The 15,602-nt window shown below is 68.2% G+C and carries 17 protein-coding genes; 9 read left to right on the forward strand and 8 right to left on the reverse strand.

What is annotated here, in order from left to right:
* Positions 1-15: 15 nt before the first annotated feature.
* The 3 genes from J7I98_RS12480 to J7I98_RS12490 form a co-directional block, all read right to left on the reverse strand.
* Positions 16-1,047: an alanine racemase gene (locus J7I98_RS12480; RefSeq protein WP_214920714.1), complete on the reverse strand. Its 1,032-nt coding sequence runs from the start codon at positions 1,045-1,047 to the stop codon at positions 16-18.
* A 70-nt stretch (positions 1,048-1,117) separates the two neighbouring features.
* Entirely contained in the window at positions 1,118-2,236 is a 1,119-nt protein-coding gene (locus J7I98_RS12485; RefSeq protein ID WP_214920715.1) for a peptidoglycan bridge formation glycyltransferase FemA/FemB family protein, read from the reverse strand.
* A 112-nt stretch (positions 2,237-2,348) separates the two neighbouring features.
* Entirely contained in the window at positions 2,349-2,663 is a 315-nt protein-coding gene (locus J7I98_RS12490; RefSeq protein WP_214920716.1) for a hypothetical protein, read from the reverse strand.
* A 266-nt stretch (positions 2,664-2,929) separates the two neighbouring features.
* On the opposite strand from J7I98_RS12490, the gene rpsF reads away from it, so the two are divergent.
* The 4 genes from rpsF (at position 2,930) to rplI (ending at position 4,634) form a co-directional block, all read left to right on the forward strand.
* Entirely contained in the window at positions 2,930-3,220 is a 291-nt protein-coding gene (rpsF, locus tag J7I98_RS12495; RefSeq protein ID WP_006604399.1) for a 30S ribosomal protein S6, read from the forward strand.
* 75 nt (positions 3,221-3,295) lie between these two features.
* The gene (locus J7I98_RS12500; protein ID WP_214920717.1) at positions 3,296-3,889 is read left to right on the forward strand and encodes a single-stranded DNA-binding protein; all 594 of its coding nucleotides are present in this window, start codon (positions 3,296-3,298) and stop codon (positions 3,887-3,889) included.
* A 43-nt stretch (positions 3,890-3,932) separates the two neighbouring features.
* Positions 3,933-4,169 carry a 30S ribosomal protein S18 gene (rpsR, locus tag J7I98_RS12505; protein ID WP_003949403.1) on the forward strand — a complete coding sequence of 79 codons (237 nt, stop codon included), beginning with the start codon at positions 3,933-3,935 and terminating at the stop codon, positions 4,167-4,169.
* An 18-nt stretch (positions 4,170-4,187) separates the two neighbouring features.
* Positions 4,188-4,634 (forward strand): 50S ribosomal protein L9, encoded by a 447-nt coding sequence (rplI, locus tag J7I98_RS12510; protein ID WP_214920718.1) that lies wholly within the window; start codon positions 4,188-4,190, stop codon positions 4,632-4,634.
* Between the two features lie 96 nt (positions 4,635-4,730).
* Here rplI and J7I98_RS12515 read toward each other — a convergent pair whose 3' ends face one another.
* A complete protein-coding gene (locus tag J7I98_RS12515; RefSeq protein WP_214920719.1) occupies positions 4,731-6,068 on the reverse strand; it encodes an MATE family efflux transporter in 1,338 nt (445 codons plus the stop codon).
* A 458-nt stretch (positions 6,069-6,526) separates the two neighbouring features.
* On the opposite strand from J7I98_RS12515, the gene dnaB reads away from it, so the two are divergent.
* Both dnaB and J7I98_RS12525 read left to right on the forward strand, forming a co-directional pair.
* On the forward strand, positions 6,527-8,002 hold the full coding sequence (dnaB, locus tag J7I98_RS12520) for a replicative DNA helicase (RefSeq protein WP_214920720.1): 1,476 nt from the start codon (positions 6,527-6,529) through the stop codon (positions 8,000-8,002).
* A gap of 50 nt (positions 8,003-8,052) precedes the next feature.
* Positions 8,053-9,423, forward strand: a complete 1,371-nt coding sequence (locus J7I98_RS12525) for a serine hydrolase (RefSeq protein ID WP_214920721.1) — start codon at positions 8,053-8,055, stop codon at positions 9,421-9,423.
* Between the two features lie 34 nt (positions 9,424-9,457).
* Here J7I98_RS12525 and J7I98_RS12530 read toward each other — a convergent pair whose 3' ends face one another.
* Both J7I98_RS12530 and J7I98_RS12535 read right to left on the reverse strand, forming a co-directional pair.
* The gene (locus J7I98_RS12530) at positions 9,458-9,910 is read right to left on the reverse strand and encodes a GNAT family N-acetyltransferase (protein WP_214920722.1); all 453 of its coding nucleotides are present in this window, start codon (positions 9,908-9,910) and stop codon (positions 9,458-9,460) included.
* Between the two features lie 10 nt (positions 9,911-9,920).
* Complete coding sequence (locus J7I98_RS12535; protein WP_214920723.1) at positions 9,921-10,379, reverse strand: MarR family winged helix-turn-helix transcriptional regulator; 459 nt, start codon at positions 10,377-10,379, stop codon at positions 9,921-9,923.
* A gap of 137 nt (positions 10,380-10,516) precedes the next feature.
* Here J7I98_RS12535 and J7I98_RS12540 point away from each other — a divergent pair, with 137 nt between their 5' ends.
* On the forward strand, positions 10,517-11,725 hold the full coding sequence (locus J7I98_RS12540; protein WP_214920724.1) for an MFS transporter: 1,209 nt from the start codon (positions 10,517-10,519) through the stop codon (positions 11,723-11,725).
* Positions 11,726-11,799: 74 nt separating this feature from the next.
* The gene (locus tag J7I98_RS12545; RefSeq protein WP_214920725.1) at positions 11,800-12,225 is read left to right on the forward strand and encodes a heme-binding protein; all 426 of its coding nucleotides are present in this window, start codon (positions 11,800-11,802) and stop codon (positions 12,223-12,225) included.
* A gap of 32 nt (positions 12,226-12,257) precedes the next feature.
* Here J7I98_RS12545 and J7I98_RS12550 read toward each other — a convergent pair whose 3' ends face one another.
* Positions 12,258-13,133 (reverse strand): GNAT family N-acetyltransferase, encoded by an 876-nt coding sequence (locus J7I98_RS12550; RefSeq protein WP_214920726.1) that lies wholly within the window; start codon positions 13,131-13,133, stop codon positions 12,258-12,260.
* 4 nt (positions 13,134-13,137) lie between these two features.
* Positions 13,138-13,668 (reverse strand): DUF2269 domain-containing protein, encoded by a 531-nt coding sequence (locus J7I98_RS12555; RefSeq protein ID WP_214920727.1) that lies wholly within the window; start codon positions 13,666-13,668, stop codon positions 13,138-13,140.
* Positions 13,669-13,745: 77 nt separating this feature from the next.
* Between J7I98_RS12555 and J7I98_RS12560 the strand changes: the two genes are divergently transcribed.
* On the forward strand, positions 13,746-14,378 hold the full coding sequence (locus J7I98_RS12560; protein ID WP_214920728.1) for an HAD family phosphatase: 633 nt from the start codon (positions 13,746-13,748) through the stop codon (positions 14,376-14,378).
* Positions 14,379-15,602: the final 1,224 nt, after the last annotated feature.

Here is a 15,602-nt window from a genome sequence, read left to right on the forward strand (position 1 = left end):
CAGCGGTCGACGAGCTCAGCGGTCGACGATGCGGTCGAACTGCGTTGTCGTGTGGCGCAGATGGGCCACCAGCTCCTCGCCCACCTTCGGCTCCTGAGAGTCCGCGGGGACGAAAAGGATCGACACCTGCATGTGCGGCGGCTCCGCGAACCAGCGCTGCTTGCCCGCCCACACGAACGGCGCGAGATTGCGGTTCACCGTGGCCAGACCGGCGCGCGCCACACCCTTCGCACGTGGCATCACGCCGTGCAGCGCCTTCGGCGCCTCCAGGCCCACACCGTGCGACGTGCCGCCGGCCACCACGACCAGCCAGCCGTCGGAGGCCGCCTTCTGCTGGCGGTAACCGAACCGGTCGCCCTTGGACACCCGGGTCACATCCAGCACCGAGCCGCGGTACTCCGTCGCCTCGTGGTCGCCCAGCCACAGCCGCGTACCGATGCGCGCGCGGAAGCGGGTCTGGGGGAACTGCTGCTGCAGCCGCGCCAGCTCCTCGGCCTTCAGATGGCTGACGAACATCGTGTGCAGCGGCAGCCGGGCCGCCCGAAGGCGGTCCATCCAGCCGATGACCTCCTCGACCGCGTCCGAGCCGTCCGTACGGTCCAGCGGGAGGTGCAGGGCGAAGCCCTCGAGGCGCACGTCCTCAATGGCCGCGTGCAGCTGTCCGAGCTCCTCCTCCTTCACGCCGTGACGCTTCATCGAGCTCATGCACTCGATGACGACACGGGCGCCGACCAGGGCGTGCACGCCGTCGACCGACGACACTGAGCGGACCACCCGGTCCGGCAGCGGCACCGGCTCCTCGCCCCGCCGGAACGGCGTGAGGACGAGCAGATCGCCGCTGAACCAGTCCTTGACGCGGGCCGCTTCGTATGTGGTGCCGACGGCCAGGATGTCCGAGCCGAAGCGGGTCGCCTCGTCCGCGAGCCGCTCATGGCCGAAACCGTAGCCATTGCCCTTGCAGACCGGCACGATCCCAGGGAACTGATCGAGTACGGACTTCTGGTGCGCCCGCCAGCGCGCGGTGTCGACGTAGAGGGTGAGCGCCATGGCCGGTCCGGAACCTTTCTCGTGGCTGCGGTGTATCAGAGGTATGAAGGGAAACGGGTTCGAACGGAGATCAGCGGCGCGACATGTAGATGTCGAGCGCCTTGTGGAGCACCTTGTTGAGCGGGAAGTCCCACTCGCCGACGTACTCGACGGCCTCGCCGCCGGTGCCCACCTTGAACTGGATCAGGCCGAAAAGGTGGTCGGTCTCGTCGAGGGAGTCGGAGATGCCCCGCAGGTCATAGACGGTCGCGCCCATCGCGTACGCGTCGCGCAGCATCCGCCACTGCATCGCGTTCGAGGGCCGGACCTCGCGGCCGATGTTGTCGGAAGCGCCGTACGAGTACCAGACATGCCCACCGACGACGAGCATCGTCGCCGCGGACAGGTTCACGCCGTTGTGCCGCGCGAAGTAAAGCCGCATGCGGTTGGGGTCCTCGGAGTTGAGAACGGACCACATGCGCTGGAAGTACGAGAGGGGGCGCGGCCGGAAGTGGTCGCGCACGGCGGTGATTTCGTACAGCCGCTGCCACTCGGCAAGGTCCTCGTAGCTGCCCTGGACGACCTCGACACCGGCCTTCTCGGCCTTCTTGATGTTGCGCCGCCAGAGCTGGTTGAAGCCCTTGAGGACGTCGTCGAGCGAACGGTTCGCCAGCGGCACCTGATAGACGTACCGCGGCTGTACGTCGCCGAAGCCGGCGCCGCCGTCCTCGCCCTGCTGCCAGCCCATCTTCCGCAGCCGGTCCGCCACTTCGAAGGCGCGCGGCTCGATGTGGGTCGCCTCGACATCCCGCAGGCGCTTCACATCCGGGTCCTGGATACCGGCCTTGATGCTCGGCGCGTCCCAGCGGCGGATGACGACCGGGGGGCCCATCTTCACGGAGAAGGCACCCTGCTGCTTCAGGTGCGCCAGCATCGGCTGGAGCCAGTCGTCGAGGTTCGGCGCGTACCAGTTGATCACCGGGCCCTCGGGCAGATACGCGAGGTACCGCTTGATCTTCGGCAGCTGTCGGTAAAGCACCAGGCCGGCACCGACCAGCTCGCTGTTCTTGTCGAACCAGCCGAGGCTCTCGGAGCGCCATTCCGTCTTCACATCAGCCCACGCCGGGACCTGGCAGTGGCTAGCCGCGGGCAGGCTCTGGATGTACGCCAGATGCTGCTCTCGGCTAATGGTCCTCAGGGTCAGGCTCATGCGGGGCGCTCCTCGGCAGGTGTGTCCCCATGGGTCAGGGGCTCCGGCTCTCGCGCCGAAGCCTACTGCGCCAAGGGAGCGCCCTGTCTGGCCCCAGGGCGGGCGCGGGGGCTTAGCCGAGTACGCCGCCGAAGAGACCGCCGTGCGCCATGCCGAGGAAGAACCCGATGGCGGATGCTCCGAGGCCGACGATCAGCAGGAACCGCTCTCGCGTCGTCACCGAGATGAACTGGCCGTACGCGCCCGTGAGGATGCCCAGCAGGCCTGTCCACGAGCTGAGCAGATGCAGGCTGTGGAACATCGCCGTAATGAAGGCGATCGAGCCCAGCACCAGGGTCACGGCCATCAGCGTGTCCTGGAGCGGATGAGGCTTGCCGTCGGTGGCGAGGAGAGAGGCCGAGTTGTTTCGTCGCATTGCCTGTGCCATGGAGCACCTCCTGGCGGACGGCGGCGAACGATGACGCCGCACAGACCCGATGTGTACAGATTGTGGCCCTTGTCGGCCGGATTTCAACCCGAAGGTGGTGAGCAGGTACTCTGTACGGTCTGCACCGGTGTCTGCCCATGCCAGGAAATGAGCTCCTCTCTCGAAGAGGCGGCTTGTCAGTGGCGGCCGATACCGTTGCGTACGCATCACGACCCTCCTGCCACGGAACGACCGTGGCCGCTGAGTCCAAAGGAGGTGGGTTCCACATGCGTCACTACGAAGTGATGGTCATCCTCGACCCCGATCTCGAGGAGCGCGCTGTCTCCCCGCTGATCGAGAACTTCCTCTCCGTCGTCCGTGAGGGCAACGGAAAGGTCGAGAAGGTCGACACCTGGGGCCGTCGTCGTCTGTCCTACGAGATCAAGAAGAAGCCTGAGGGCATCTACTCGGTCATCGACCTGCAGGCCGAGCCTGCGGTCGTCAAGGAGCTCGACCGACAGATGAACCTGAACGAGTCGGTCCTCCGGACCAAGGTCCTCCGCCCCGAAACCCACTGAGCTCCGTAGCTCAGCGGTAATCGGGTCCGAGTAGCAACAAGCAGCCAGCAGCAATCCCCGCCGAGAGGTTCACCCATGGCAGGCGAGACCGTCATCACGGTCGTCGGCAATCTCGTCGACGACCCCGAGCTGCGCTTCACCCCGTCCGGTGCGGCGGTCGCGAAGTTCCGTGTCGCGTCCACTCCCCGCATCTTCGACAAGCAGACCAATGAGTGGAAGGACGGCGAAGGCCTGTTCCTCACCTGCTCGGTCTGGCGTCAGGCGGCGGAGAACGTCGCGGAGTCGCTTCAGCGAGGCATGCGCGTCGTCGTGCAGGGCCGGTTGAAGCAGCGGTCCTACGAGGACCGTGAGGGCGTCAAGCGCACGGTCTACGAGCTGGACGTCGAGGAAGTCGGCCCCAGCCTCAAGAACGCCACGGCCAAGGTCACCAAGACCACCGGTCGAGGCGGTCAGGGTGGGTACGGCGGCGGTGGCGGCCAGCAGGGCGGCGGCAGCTGGGGCGGAGCCCCCAGCGGTGGCGGCCAGCAGCAGGGCGGCGGCGCACCCGCCGACGACCCCTGGGCCAGCAGTGCACCGTCCGGCGGCGGTCAGCAGCAGGGCGGCGGCAGCTGGGGCGGAAGCTCCGGCGGTTCCGCCGGCGGCGGCTACTCGGACGAGCCCCCCTTCTAGGGCGGGCCCGTACCCCACTTCTTGATCACACAGGAGAAACACCATGGCGAAGCCGCCTGTGCGCAAGCCTAAGAAGAAGGTCTGCGCGTTCTGCAAGGACAAGGTCACGTACGTGGACTACAAGGACACGAACATGCTGCGGAAGTTCATTTCCGACCGTGGCAAGATCCGTGCCCGCCGCGTGACCGGCAACTGCACGCAGCACCAGCGTGACGTCGCCACGGCAGTCAAGAACAGCCGTGAGATGGCGCTGCTGCCCTACACGTCCACCGCGCGATAAGGGAAGGGTGACCGAAAAATGAAGATCATCCTCACCCACGAGGTCTCTGGCCTCGGCACTGCCGGCGACGTCGTTGACGTCAAGGACGGCTACGCTCGCAACTACCTGGTCCCGCGTGGTTTCGCGATCCGCTGGACCAAGGGTGGCGAGAAGGACGTGGCGCAGATCCGCCGCGCCCGCAAGATCCACGAGATCGCGACCATCGAGCAGGCCAACGAGATCAAGGCCAAGCTCGAGGGCGTGAAGGTGCGTCTGGCCGTTCGCTCCGGCGACGCCGGCCGTCTCTTCGGCTCCGTCACCCCCGCCGACGTCGCTTCGGCGATCAAGGCTGCCGGTGGCCCCGAGGTCGACAAGCGCCGCGTTGAGCTGGGCACCCCGATCAAGACCCTTGGTTCGCACCAGGTCTCCGTGCGTCTGCACGCCGAGGTCGCCGCGAAGCTCGGTGTCGAGGTCGTCGCCGCCTAAGCGGCTGCGTCTCGCAGAGCGAGTCAAAGGGCCGCACCCTTCGGGGTGCGGCCCTTCTGCACGTCACGGCCCTGCGGTTTCACGTGAAACATCGCCTCAGCGCGTGGCGCCCGTGACGACCCAGCGGCCCGAGCGGGCACGCAGCCAGAGGGTCACCATCCGGACGGTCATCATCAGCATCATCGCCCACCACAGGGCCGTCAGTCCGCCACCGAGCGCGGGCACCAGGAGTGCGACCGGCGTGAAGACCGCGAGTGTCGCCAGCATGGCCCATGCCAGATAGGGGCCGTCGCCCGCACCCATGAGCACGCCGTCCAGGATGAAGACGATTCCCGAGATGGGCTGGGAGACGGCAACCACCAGCAGTGCGGGCAGCAGCGCATCACGCACGACCTGATCACTTGTGAAGAGCGGTATGAACAGCGGCCGCGATACCGCGACCAGTACGCCGAGTACCACCCCGGAGACGATTCCCCACTGCACCATCCGCCGACAGGCTTCCTGTGCGCCCTTGGCGTCATTGGCACCCAGATAGCGCCCGATGATGGCCTGTCCGGCAATGGCGATCGCGTCTAGGGCGAAGGCGAGCAGGCTCCACAGGGACAGGATGATCTGGTGGGCCGCGACATCCGCGTCCCCGAGTCGGGCCGCCACAGCGGTGGCGATCATCAGGACGGCGCGCAGCGAGAGCGTACGGACCAGCAGGGGGACGCCGGCCTGGGCGCAGGCCCGTATCCCTGCCGCGTCGGGGCGCAGTGACGCGCCGTGCCGGCGGGCTCCCCGTACGACCACCCTGAGATAGACGGCCGCCATGCCGCACTGGGCGATCACTGTGCCCCACGCTGACCCGGCGATGCCGAGCTCGGCGCCGTACACCAGCCCCACATTGAGAACCGCGTTGGCGGTGAAGCCGCCGATGGCGACGTACAGCGGCGTCTTGGTGTCCTGGAGACCCCGCAGGACTCCGGTGGCTGCGAGTACGACCAGCATGGCGGGGATGCCGAGGCTGGAGATCCGCAGGTACGTAATGGCGTAGGGAGCCGCGGTGTCGGATGCGCCGAAGAGATCCACGAGCCAGGGGGCAGCGGGCAGGACGACCGCGATGACCGCGGCGCCGAGCAGGAGCGCGAGCCAGATGCCGTCCATGCCCTGGCGGATGGCGGACTGGAGATCGCCCGCTCCGACGCGGCGTGCGACCGCGGCGGTGGTGGCGTAGGCGAGAAAGACGAAGACACTCACGCCGGTCATCAGAAGGGCCGCGGCGATGCCGAGACCTGCGAGCTGGGGTGTCCCGAGATGGCCGATGATCGCGCTGTCGGCCATCACGAAGAGCGGCTCGGCGACCAGGGCGCCGAAGGCGGGGACGGCGAGTGCGATGATCTCGCGGTCGTGTTGGCGGCGGCCGTTCTTCGGAGTCGTGGAGGCCTGTGTCATGAGCCCAATCTAATCTTCCACAGGTAAGAGATGCAATGCCTTAGTGGTCCTTACCTGTGGACGCTTTGGCGGTTCGGCTGTGTGCCGTTTGTTCTGAACTTGGCGCGGGTGCGAAAGTTTTTCTCCCCCACAGCCGGTGGATGGAGAAACACCAGGTCAGGGCGGTGGGGGCGTGGGTGCTATGAGTTTGTCCACAGTGCTGTCCCCCGGTCCGTGCACAGGATCTGGAGAGTTCTCCACAGCAACTGGTCCTTCGTCCACATGGCCTGTGGATAACCAGATTGGCTGACGGTGCCCGCGGGCCTACCGTGGTCCGGCGCCCGCCTTCCGTTCCGGCCCTGGAAGCCTGTCGAACTCGATGCGCCGGAACCGGAGTCGGGCGTCTTATTTGTCAGAGCCGTGCCGTAAGAAAGAGTGGCACAGCGAGGTCCGCGAAGCGGACGGGAGGAGGTGGCCCGGTGAGCATTTCCGAGCCATTGGACGACCCCTGGGCCGACAGCGGTCCAGGTGACCGTCTGCCTCCCCGTCGGCGCAGCGGCGAGGGCAGAGGCCGCGACGAGCAGCACGACCGTGGAGGCGACGGCGGCGGCTGGGACGGCGGTTCCTCCGGTTTCGAGCGGGTGCCCCCGCAGGATCTCGACGCCGAGCAGTCCGTCCTCGGCGGCATGCTGCTGTCGAAGGACGCCATCGCAGACGTGGTGGAGGTCCTCAAGGGCAACGACTTCTACCGTCCTGCCCACGAGACCGTCTACACAGCGATTCTCGATCTCTACGCCAAGGGCGAGCCGGCCGACCCCATCACGGTGGGCGCCGAGCTGACCAGGCGCGGCGAAATCACGAAGGTCGGCGGGGCGTCGTATCTGCACACCCTGGTCCAGACGGTGCCGACGGCGGCCAATGCGGAGTACTACGCCGAGATCGTCCATGAGCGGGCCGTACTGCGGCGGCTCGTCGAGGCGGGCACGAAGATCACGCAGATGGGATATGCGGCCGACGGCGACGTGGACGACATCGTCAACTCCGCCCAGGCCGAGATCTACGCCGTCACCGAGCAGCGCACGAGCGAGGACTACCTCCCACTCGGCGACATCATGGAGGGCGCGCTCGACGAGATCGAGGCGATCGGATCCCGCACGGGTGAGATGACCGGTGTGCCGACCGGTTTCACGGACTTCGACTCACTGACCAACGGTCTCCACCCGGGCCAGATGATCGTCATCGCAGCCCGTCCTGCCATGGGTAAGTCGACACTGGCTCTGGACTTCGCCCGTGCCTGCTCGATCAAGAACAACCTGCCCAGCGTGATCTTCTCCCTCGAAATGGGGCGCAATGAGATCGCGATGCGCCTGCTGTCGGCGGAGGCCCGGGTGGCGCTTCACCACATGCGTTCCGGGACGCTGACGGACGAGGACTGGACGCGGCTGGCGCGGCGTATGCCGGATGTCTCGCAGGCGCCGCTCTACATCGACGATTCGCCGAACCTCTCGATGATGGAGATCCGGGCGAAGTGCCGTCGGCTGAAGCAGCGCAACGATCTGAAGCTGGTGATCATCGACTATCTGCAGCTGATGCAGTCCGGTGGCTCCAAGCGTGCGGAGAGCCGTCAGCAGGAGGTCTCGGACATGTCCCGAAACCTCAAGCTGCTGGCCAAGGAACTCGAGCTCCCGGTGATCGCACTGTCGCAGCTGAACCGTGGTCCCGAGCAGCGTACGGACAAGAAGCCAATGGTCTCCGACCTGCGTGAGTCGGGCTCCATCGAGCAGGACGCGGACATGGTCATCCTGCTGCACCGTGAGGATGCGTACGAGAAGGAGTCGCCGCGCGCGGGCGAGGCGGACTTGATGGTCGCCAAGCACCGTAACGGTCCGACAGCGACGATCACGGTGGCCTTCCAGGGCCACTACTCACGCTTTGTGGACATGGCGCAGATCTGATCCTCCGAAATGAAGTCGACGGGGATGGGCCGGGGCGGTAGGTCTTGTCCATGACCTCACCGCTCGAAGAGCTTCTTCCCACGACGCAACGCGCCCTGCTGCACCGCATCGCCACTGCTCAAGCCGAAGGCCGGGCGCCCTCGTTCGTCGCCGCGGTGCAGCGCGACGGGCGCATGGTGTGGACGGGATCCCGTACCTGTGTCGACGGGCACGGGCCGGATGCAGATACCCAGTACCGCATCGGTTCGATCACCAAGACCTTCACCGCTGTGCTGGTGCTGCGGCTGCGTGACGAGGGACTGCTCGACCTCGATGATCCGCTGGAGAAGTACCTCCCCGGCACGGGGGTGGGCGAGGTGACGGTCGCTCAACTCCTGTGCCACAGCGCGGGACTGGCCGCGGAAGCGCCGGCGCCTTGGTGGGAGCGGACGCCGGGTGATCTGCGCCCCGACCTCGCCGACGTTCTCGGTGAGCAACCGCTGGTGCACCCTGTCGGGCGCATTCATCACTACTCCAACCCCGGATACACGCTGCTTGGCCGACTGGTCGAGGCTGTACGCGGGGTGAGCTGGGTTGAAGCGCTGCAGTGCGAGATCCTTGATCCACTGGGCATGGACCGGACGAGTGCGCAGCCCATGGCGCCGCACGCGGGGGGCTGGGCCGTGCACCCCTGGGCCGATGTGCTGCTGCCCGAACCATCCGAAGACCTCGGGTTGATGGCCCCGGCGGGCCAGCTCTGGTCGACGGCCGCCGACCTCTGCCGCTTTGCCGCGTTCCTGGCCGATGGCGACGAGAAGGTGCTGAGTGCCCAGTCCGTACGGGAGATGAGGACGCCTGCCGCGCCGCCCGGGGGGTTGGGCAGCGGGTACGGGCTGGGAATGCAGATCGTCGAGAACGACGGCCGCACTCTGGTGGGCCACGGAGGCTCGTTGCCGGGCTTCGTCGCGTGCCTGTGGATCAGCCCGGAGGACGGTGTGGCTGCCGTAGCGCTCGCCAATGCCACCTCGGGCCCGCTCACGGCGACGGTTGCCGCCGACCTGATCCGCATCGTGGCGGAGGCCGAGCCGCGCTTCCCGGAGCCGTGGCGGCCGCTGCCCGAGGTCGACCAGGAGCTGCTGAAGCTGACTGGCCCCTGGTTCTGGGGCACGTACGCGTACGCCCTGACGCTGACCGGGGACCGGGGCCTGGAGCTGCGGCCGCTGCGCGGCCCCGGCCGTCGCTCGCGCTTCGCCGCGCAGCCGGACGGCACCTGGACCGGTCTCGACGGTTACTACACGGGGGAGACGCTGCGTGTGGTGCGTCGTGGCGACGGCTCGGTGAGCCATCTCGACCTGGGGTCCTTCGTCTTCACGCGTGAGCCGTACGAGTCGGGGGCGGCTGTTCCGGGAGGCGTCGACCCCGAGGGCTGGCGCGGCTTGTGATGTTTCACGTGAAACCGGACTGCTGAAAGGGCGTTCAAAGGCTCATCTTGAATCCGACATGGGAGGCCTCGAAGCCGAGCCGCTCGTAGAAGCGATGGGCGTCGGTACGGGTGGCGTCCGACGTCAGCTGGACCAACTGGCAGTGCCGGCGCCTGGATTCGTCGACCGCCAACTCGATGAGCTGCGTACCGAGGCCGCTTCCACGTTCGTCGGCGTGGATGCGTACGCCTTCGATGATGGAGCGGGTGGAGCCGCGCCGGGACAGGCCCGGAATGATCGTGAGCTGCAGTGTGCCGACGACCCGGTCCTCGCGTACGGCGACGACCACATGCTGGTTCGGGTCGTTGGTGAGCCGCTCGAGGGCGGCGGTGTACGGGGCGAGGTCGTCCGGGGACTCCCGCTGGGCGCCCAGCGGGTCGTCGGCGAGCATGGCCACGATCGCGGGAATGTCTCCGAGCGCCGCAGGGCGTATCTCAAGATCGCTCATGGAGCGCAGATTACGCGGGGACCCGGAGATCTTCGACTGCCCTGACCAAGGGGGCCAGTTCCGGGTTCTTCGCCGCTTCGTCGAGGGCCTCACGCAGGGCGGTGTCATTGGTGGGCCTGGCCTCGGCGAGCAGGGCCTGGCCGACGTCGGTCACGTCGGTGTAGATGCCTCGCCGGTCTGTGTCGCAGAGGTAGCGGGTCAGTAGGCCGCGGTCCTCCAGGCGCGTGACGAGCCGGGTGGTGGCGCTCTGGCTGAGCACGACAGCGTCGGAGATCTGCTTCATCTGCAGGTGGCCGCCGGGTCCGTTGTGCTGGCGGCTGAGGACGTCCAGGAGTGAGTACTCCCGCACGCTCAGACCGTGCCGGCTCTGGAGGGCCCTCTCGATATGCGCCTCAATCCTGCCGTGCAGCAGGGAGAGGGCACACCAGCCCTGGGAAAGGGCGGTCAGTGCTGGATCCGTCGCTGTCATGGATCTCTCCTTGTCCGGAGCGGCTTGGCCCCAGGATAGACGACAGTCGCGATAGCCCGCGCTTGCAATTAACCCGCGTCTGCAATTAATGTGGACGCTTGTAAAGCGCATGCGCAATCTATTGGGAAGGTCTGGCCATGCCACTCGCGCTCCTCGCCCTCGCCATCGGGGCGTTCGGTATCGGCACCACCGAATTCGTGATCATGGGTCTGCTGCCGGAGGTCGCGGCCGACTTCGGCGTCTCGATCCCCACCGCCGGCTACCTCGTCAGCGGTTACGCCCTCGGTGTCGTGCTGGGTGCCCCGCTGATGTCCGTCCTCGGCACCCGGGTCTCTCGCAAGCGGATGCTGATGCTGCTGATGGGCCTGTTCATCGCGGGCAACCTGCTCTCCGCCTTCGCACCCAGCTTCGGCGTGATGCTCGCCGGCCGTGTGGTCGCTTCCCTCGCGCACGGTGCGTTCTTCGGTATCGGCTCGGTCGTCGCGGCAGATCTGGTCGCCCCCGAGAAGAAGGCCGGAGCCATTGCCATGATGTTCACCGGCCTGACCGTCGCCAATGTCGTCGGCGTTCCGCTCGGCACGCTCATCGGCCAGAGCTACGGCTGGCGGATCACCTTCGCCGCGGTAGCCGTACTCGGCGTTCTCGGCCTCGCGGGGGTTGCCCGGCTCGTACCGGAGGCTCCCAAGCCCGAGGGCGTACGACTGCGCCACGAACTCGCCGCCTTCCGCAATGTGCAGGTGCTCCTCGCCATGGCGATGACTGTCCTCGGCTTCGGCGGAGTCTTCGCCGCGATCACCTACCTCACGCCGATGATGACCGGCGTCGCCGGCTTCTCCGCCGGGTCCATCACCTGGCTGCTGGTTCTCTTCGGTCTCGGCATGGTCGGCGGCAACCTGATCGGCGGCCGGTTCGCGGACCGCGCGCTCATGCCTCTGCTGTACGTGTCGCTGGGCGCCCTCGTTGTCGTCCTCGCCCTCTTCACGGTCACAGCCCACAACCAGATCACGGCGGCCATCACCATCGTGCTCATCGGCGGGCTGGGCTTCGCCACTGTTCCGCCGCTCCAGAAGCGGGTCCTCGACCAGGCTGCGGGGGCTCCCACCCTGGCTTCTGCCGTCAACATCGGCGCCTTCAACCTCGGCAACGCGCTCGCCGCCTGGCTCGGCGGCCTCGTGATCGCGGCGGGCCTCGGCTACACCGCTCCGAACTGGGTCGGTGCCGTGCTCGCCGCCTCCGCCCTGGCGCTCGCCGTCCTCTCCAGCGCGCTGGAGCGCCGCACGGCCACCCGTGGCCGGGTCGTTGCGGGATCCGTTCCCGAGCCGGTCGCCGCCACCGCGGCCCGCTGAATCCCGTCGCCGAATCAGCGATTCAAACCCTGAGCAACAACCGTCAACGTCCCTTTACCACCGAGGAGTTCCCCATGAGCACCACCACCGCTGTCGCCCCGCTGACCATCCAGGACGCCGAGGCCCTCGTCTATGCGGCCCGCCGCGCCGCCGAAGCGGCCGGGGCCACGGTCGCCGTTACCGTTCTTGACGCCGGCGGTCATCTGCTGGCCTTCCGGCGTGACGACCTGGCCGTACTGATCGCCGGCGAGACCAGCACCCGGAAGGCCTACACCGCTCTCCAGCTCAACGCCCCGACGGCCGACCTGGTCGAAGCTGTCCAGCCGGGCGGGCCGTTCCACACTCTGCCGACCGCTCTCGACCGGCCGCTCCTGTTTATCGCGGGTGGAGTTCCTGTCCGCCGTGGCGGCCGTCTGATCGGTGCGATCGGTGTGGGCGGCGGAGCGCCCGAGCAGGACCACGGCTTCGCGACCGAGGCAGTCGAGGCCCTCGACAGGTAACCGGGACTGTGAACGCTGTCGACGCTTCCCCGTCAGCCCGCCGCGACCGTCAGAGGTGCGAAGCGGCGGGTCCAGTCGCCCGGCAGGGCAGGGATGCCGTAGGTCATCACCGCGTTGAATGCGACCGACTCCAGGCCGCAGGCCTTCACCCAGGCCAGCAGGTCCTCATGTCGTACGTCGATGTCGGTGTGCAGCGGGCGGTCCGTGCCCGCCGCCAGGGAGGCGATCAGAGCCTTGGCGGTGTCCGTGTTCCGGGCGATGAGCGGGCCCACGACATGGGTGTTCATGTTGGGCCAGGCCGCTGCGTAACCGGTGAGGCCGCTCTCGTCCTCGGCTACCCGGATCTGGTCGGCAAAGGCGGGCAGCCGCGTGATCATGTGGGTGCGGTCCTGGCCGAAGACCTCGGCGTCCAGGCGGAGGATCGCGGCCAGGTCCTCGGCGGTGGCCGGGCGGGTCGGCACTTCGGCCGGCGGACCGGACGGGCGGAAGCGGCCGCGGACCATCTCGACCCTGCCCGTCACGGCGAATCCGAGCTCCTCGTAGAGCGGGCGGCCGTCGGGCGTGGCGTGCAGGGTGAGCGGGGTGTCCCCGGCTTCCGCCATGACGTGCTGCATCATGCGGCGGCCGACGCCCTGCCGTGCGTGCTGTTCGGCGACGAGGACCAGCCCGATGGCAGCGAGTCCCGGGCCGTGCGCAGCGGGCCCCGGGCCGTACGAGGTGAGGACGATTGTGGCGGCCAGGCCCTTGCCCCCGGGTGCGTCGATGCCGTAACCGGTGCCGGCTGTCAGCAGGAGACTCCATCTGTGCTCCTGGCGCTGCCAGCCGCGGTTCTCCGCGAGGTCGGCGCAGGCGGTGAGGTCGCCCCGAGTCAGACGACGGACAGGAACATCGGCGAGCGCAATCGGCATGGGGTCAGGCTGGCTGACGCACTGATCGCGCGTCCACCTGTTTACGTGCGGAGGCCGTGGCGGCTCGTAGACGCCGACCGCGCCGGGTGAGCCCCCAGGGCTTGAGCACCGAAATCGCCGTCATGAAGAAGTAGGCGGTCGAGGCGACGGTCGGTGCGGCGACCAGGCTGCTGTCGGGGATACCCAGGGCGGCGGCCGCACTGATTTCCGGGCGCAGCGCGAAGATCGTCGCAGCCATGGTGATCAGGGTCAGCCAGAACTTGACCCAGACCCAGCGGTGCCTGGCCAGACCCCAGGGCGTGCCGAGCGACAGCACGAGCCCGGTGCCGAGCGACAGCAGCGCCACGGGGGCGACCAGCCAGTCGCCGAAGACCTTCATGGCGCTGTACGCAGCCTGTGTAGTAGCGGCGGAGTCGGTCGTGTAGGCGGTGAGCCCGAGCGTGAGCAGCCCAACTGTGAGGCCCAGCCAGCCGACAGAGGCGGCGACATGGGTGACCAGGAGGGCGCGGCGTGCGGGGCGTGGGAGTTGTTTCACGTGAAACACGGTGCCTGGCGGCGGGGTGGTCCCGCGTCTTACAGGGGGAGTAACCGCTCGTACTAGCCTCGGCGTACATGGCGAGACTTCATCTTTTCGACCTTGACGGAACGCTGATGCGCGGCTCGGCGGCTGCAGTGGAGATCTCGCGGCAGCTGGGGCTGAGCGCCGAAATCGCCGAGCTGGAGCGCGATTTCCTGATGCGGGGCCTGGCACCCGACGAGTTCGCCGTACGGGCCAGGGAACTGTGGGCGCTGCTCACCGAGGTGCAGGTGGCAGCGGCTTTCGAGGGTGCGCCCTGGCTGTCGGGAATCCAGGAGGTATGGGCGGACATCCGGTCGCGCGGCGACTATTGCGCCGTCATCTCCCTTTCGTCGGATTTCTTTGTGGAGCGGCTCCTGGCGTGGGGTGCTCACGCCGCGCACGGCTCCCGATGGCCGGCTGTGCCGTTCGTGGAGCCGGTGGACCGTGCAGGAATCCTGAATGCCGCCGCGAAGGTGAAGATCGCAGACCGGCTCTGTGAAGAGTTCGGGCTACTTCGGAGTGACTGCGTCGCTTACGGGGATTCGATGTCGGACGCGGAGATCTTTGCGGCGGTGCCGCTTTCCGTAGCAGTCAATGCAGATCACCATGTGTCGGGCTTTGCCACGCTTGCCTACGAAGGTGGCGATCTGCGTGAGGCGTACGAACTGGTGCAGCCCCTCCGGTAATTCCCGAATAGCCGCAGAGTCGGCCGGGCATTCGGCAGCGCAGGCGGCGGAACAGGGGGGTTGTGCCCCGCGCTACCGCCGGTATGGTCAACTCCGGTTCGCGCCTGCGTGCCTCTGCGTATGGGCATGGGGCAAAGCAGCCTAACCGGAAAGCCGGTTGGGATGCCCGGAGTTCCCATTCTTTGTCCGATGTGAAAGTGGTCCCTGGCATGCTGCGACGACGGGAAGTGCGGGCAATGTCACACTTTTGTCCGGCTCGCCCTGAATGGGGGTAGCGGCGTGATTAGTGTGGGCTGCCAACAGATCTGAAGCAGAGCGGGGATTGCGAGCACGTTCCGGTTCCGGAAGTGCAGAGACCGACCGAAAGATGTTCGAGGCGAGGCACAGGTATGGACGCTCCGACCACCAACTCGGCCGACAGCGGTGCTTCCGGTGAGGACGGCGGCGGCTGGTTCAAGCCGCGCAAGAAGCCGGGCACTGCCCCTCCGCATGCCGGCCCGGGCTCTGACCCCGGCCAGGACCGGATACCCGGCCCGAGCCGTCCCGTGAGCGCGATACGCCCTGTCGGTACGGGGGCTTCACGCCCGCAGCCCGCACCTGTGCCCACCCCTGGGTCCGCCAACGAAGTGCGCCGGTGGCCCGAAGTAGCCGAAGTGCCCGAAGTGCCCGAAGCTACGCGGCCGCCGGTGAGGCAGGCGGAAGGGGTCTGGGGGGCCGCCCCGGCCCCACAGGCGCAGGCCCCTCGCCCCGCGCCAGCCACCCCGGCCCCGCAAGCGGAAGCCCCCCGCCCCGCACAGGCCCCCCGCCCCACACCGGCCCCGCAAGCGGAAGCCCGTCACCCTGCACAGGCCGCTCGCCCCGCACCGGCCCCGCACCCAGCGCCCGCCCCTCAGCGGCAGCAGCAACCGCAGTCGCCGCAGCAGGAGCGGCAGCAACCACAGCAGTCGCAGAGAGCCCCCCAAGCTGCGGCCCCCCAAGCGACGGCCCCCCAAGCCGCAGCCCCCCACGCAACAGCCCCCGAAGCCCCCGCTCCGCGCCCCCCGGCCGCCCCCGCCACCCCGGCGGCCCCCCCCCCCCCCCCCCCCGCCCAACCCCACCCCCACGACCCCCCCCCCCCCCCCCGCCCCCGCCCCCCCGAAGTCTAGCGCCCGGCGGGCGACCGCGGCCCGCCGCCCGCCGGCGCCCCCCCCCACGACGCGTACGCCTCCCCCTGGCGGCCAGGCC

It is taken from the genome of Streptomyces sp. ISL-98 (assembly GCF_018614055.1).
GTDB classification, from domain to species: Bacteria; Actinomycetota; Actinomycetes; order Streptomycetales; family Streptomycetaceae; genus Streptomyces; species Streptomyces spiramyceticus.

Coding starts and splice junctions, on each gene's coding strand:
- J7I98_RS12480 (WP_214920714.1), bottom strand. CDS start 1,047: ATGGCGCTCACCCTCTACGTCGACACCGCGCGCTGGCGGGCGCACCAG.
- J7I98_RS12485 (WP_214920715.1), bottom strand. CDS start 2,236: ATGAGCCTGACCCTGAGGACCATTAGCCGAGAGCAGCATCTGGCGTAC.
- J7I98_RS12490 (WP_214920716.1), bottom strand. CDS start 2,663: ATGGCACAGGCAATGCGACGAAACAACTCGGCCTCTCTCCTCGCCACC.
- rpsF (WP_006604399.1), top strand. CDS start 2,930: ATGCGTCACTACGAAGTGATGGTCATCCTCGACCCCGATCTCGAGGAG.
- J7I98_RS12500 (WP_214920717.1), top strand. CDS start 3,296: ATGGCAGGCGAGACCGTCATCACGGTCGTCGGCAATCTCGTCGACGAC.
- rpsR (WP_003949403.1), top strand. CDS start 3,933: ATGGCGAAGCCGCCTGTGCGCAAGCCTAAGAAGAAGGTCTGCGCGTTC.
- rplI (WP_214920718.1), top strand. CDS start 4,188: ATGAAGATCATCCTCACCCACGAGGTCTCTGGCCTCGGCACTGCCGGC.
- J7I98_RS12515 (WP_214920719.1), bottom strand. CDS start 6,068: ATGACACAGGCCTCCACGACTCCGAAGAACGGCCGCCGCCAACACGAC.
- J7I98_RS12525 (WP_214920721.1), top strand. CDS start 8,053: ATGACCTCACCGCTCGAAGAGCTTCTTCCCACGACGCAACGCGCCCTG.
- J7I98_RS12530 (WP_214920722.1), bottom strand. CDS start 9,910: ATGAGCGATCTTGAGATACGCCCTGCGGCGCTCGGAGACATTCCCGCG.
- J7I98_RS12535 (WP_214920723.1), bottom strand. CDS start 10,379: ATGACAGCGACGGATCCAGCACTGACCGCCCTTTCCCAGGGCTGGTGT.
- J7I98_RS12540 (WP_214920724.1), top strand. CDS start 10,517: ATGCCACTCGCGCTCCTCGCCCTCGCCATCGGGGCGTTCGGTATCGGC.
- J7I98_RS12545 (WP_214920725.1), top strand. CDS start 11,800: ATGAGCACCACCACCGCTGTCGCCCCGCTGACCATCCAGGACGCCGAG.
- J7I98_RS12550 (WP_214920726.1), bottom strand. CDS start 13,133: ATGCCGATTGCGCTCGCCGATGTTCCTGTCCGTCGTCTGACTCGGGGC.
- J7I98_RS12560 (WP_214920728.1), top strand. CDS start 13,746: ATGGCGAGACTTCATCTTTTCGACCTTGACGGAACGCTGATGCGCGGC.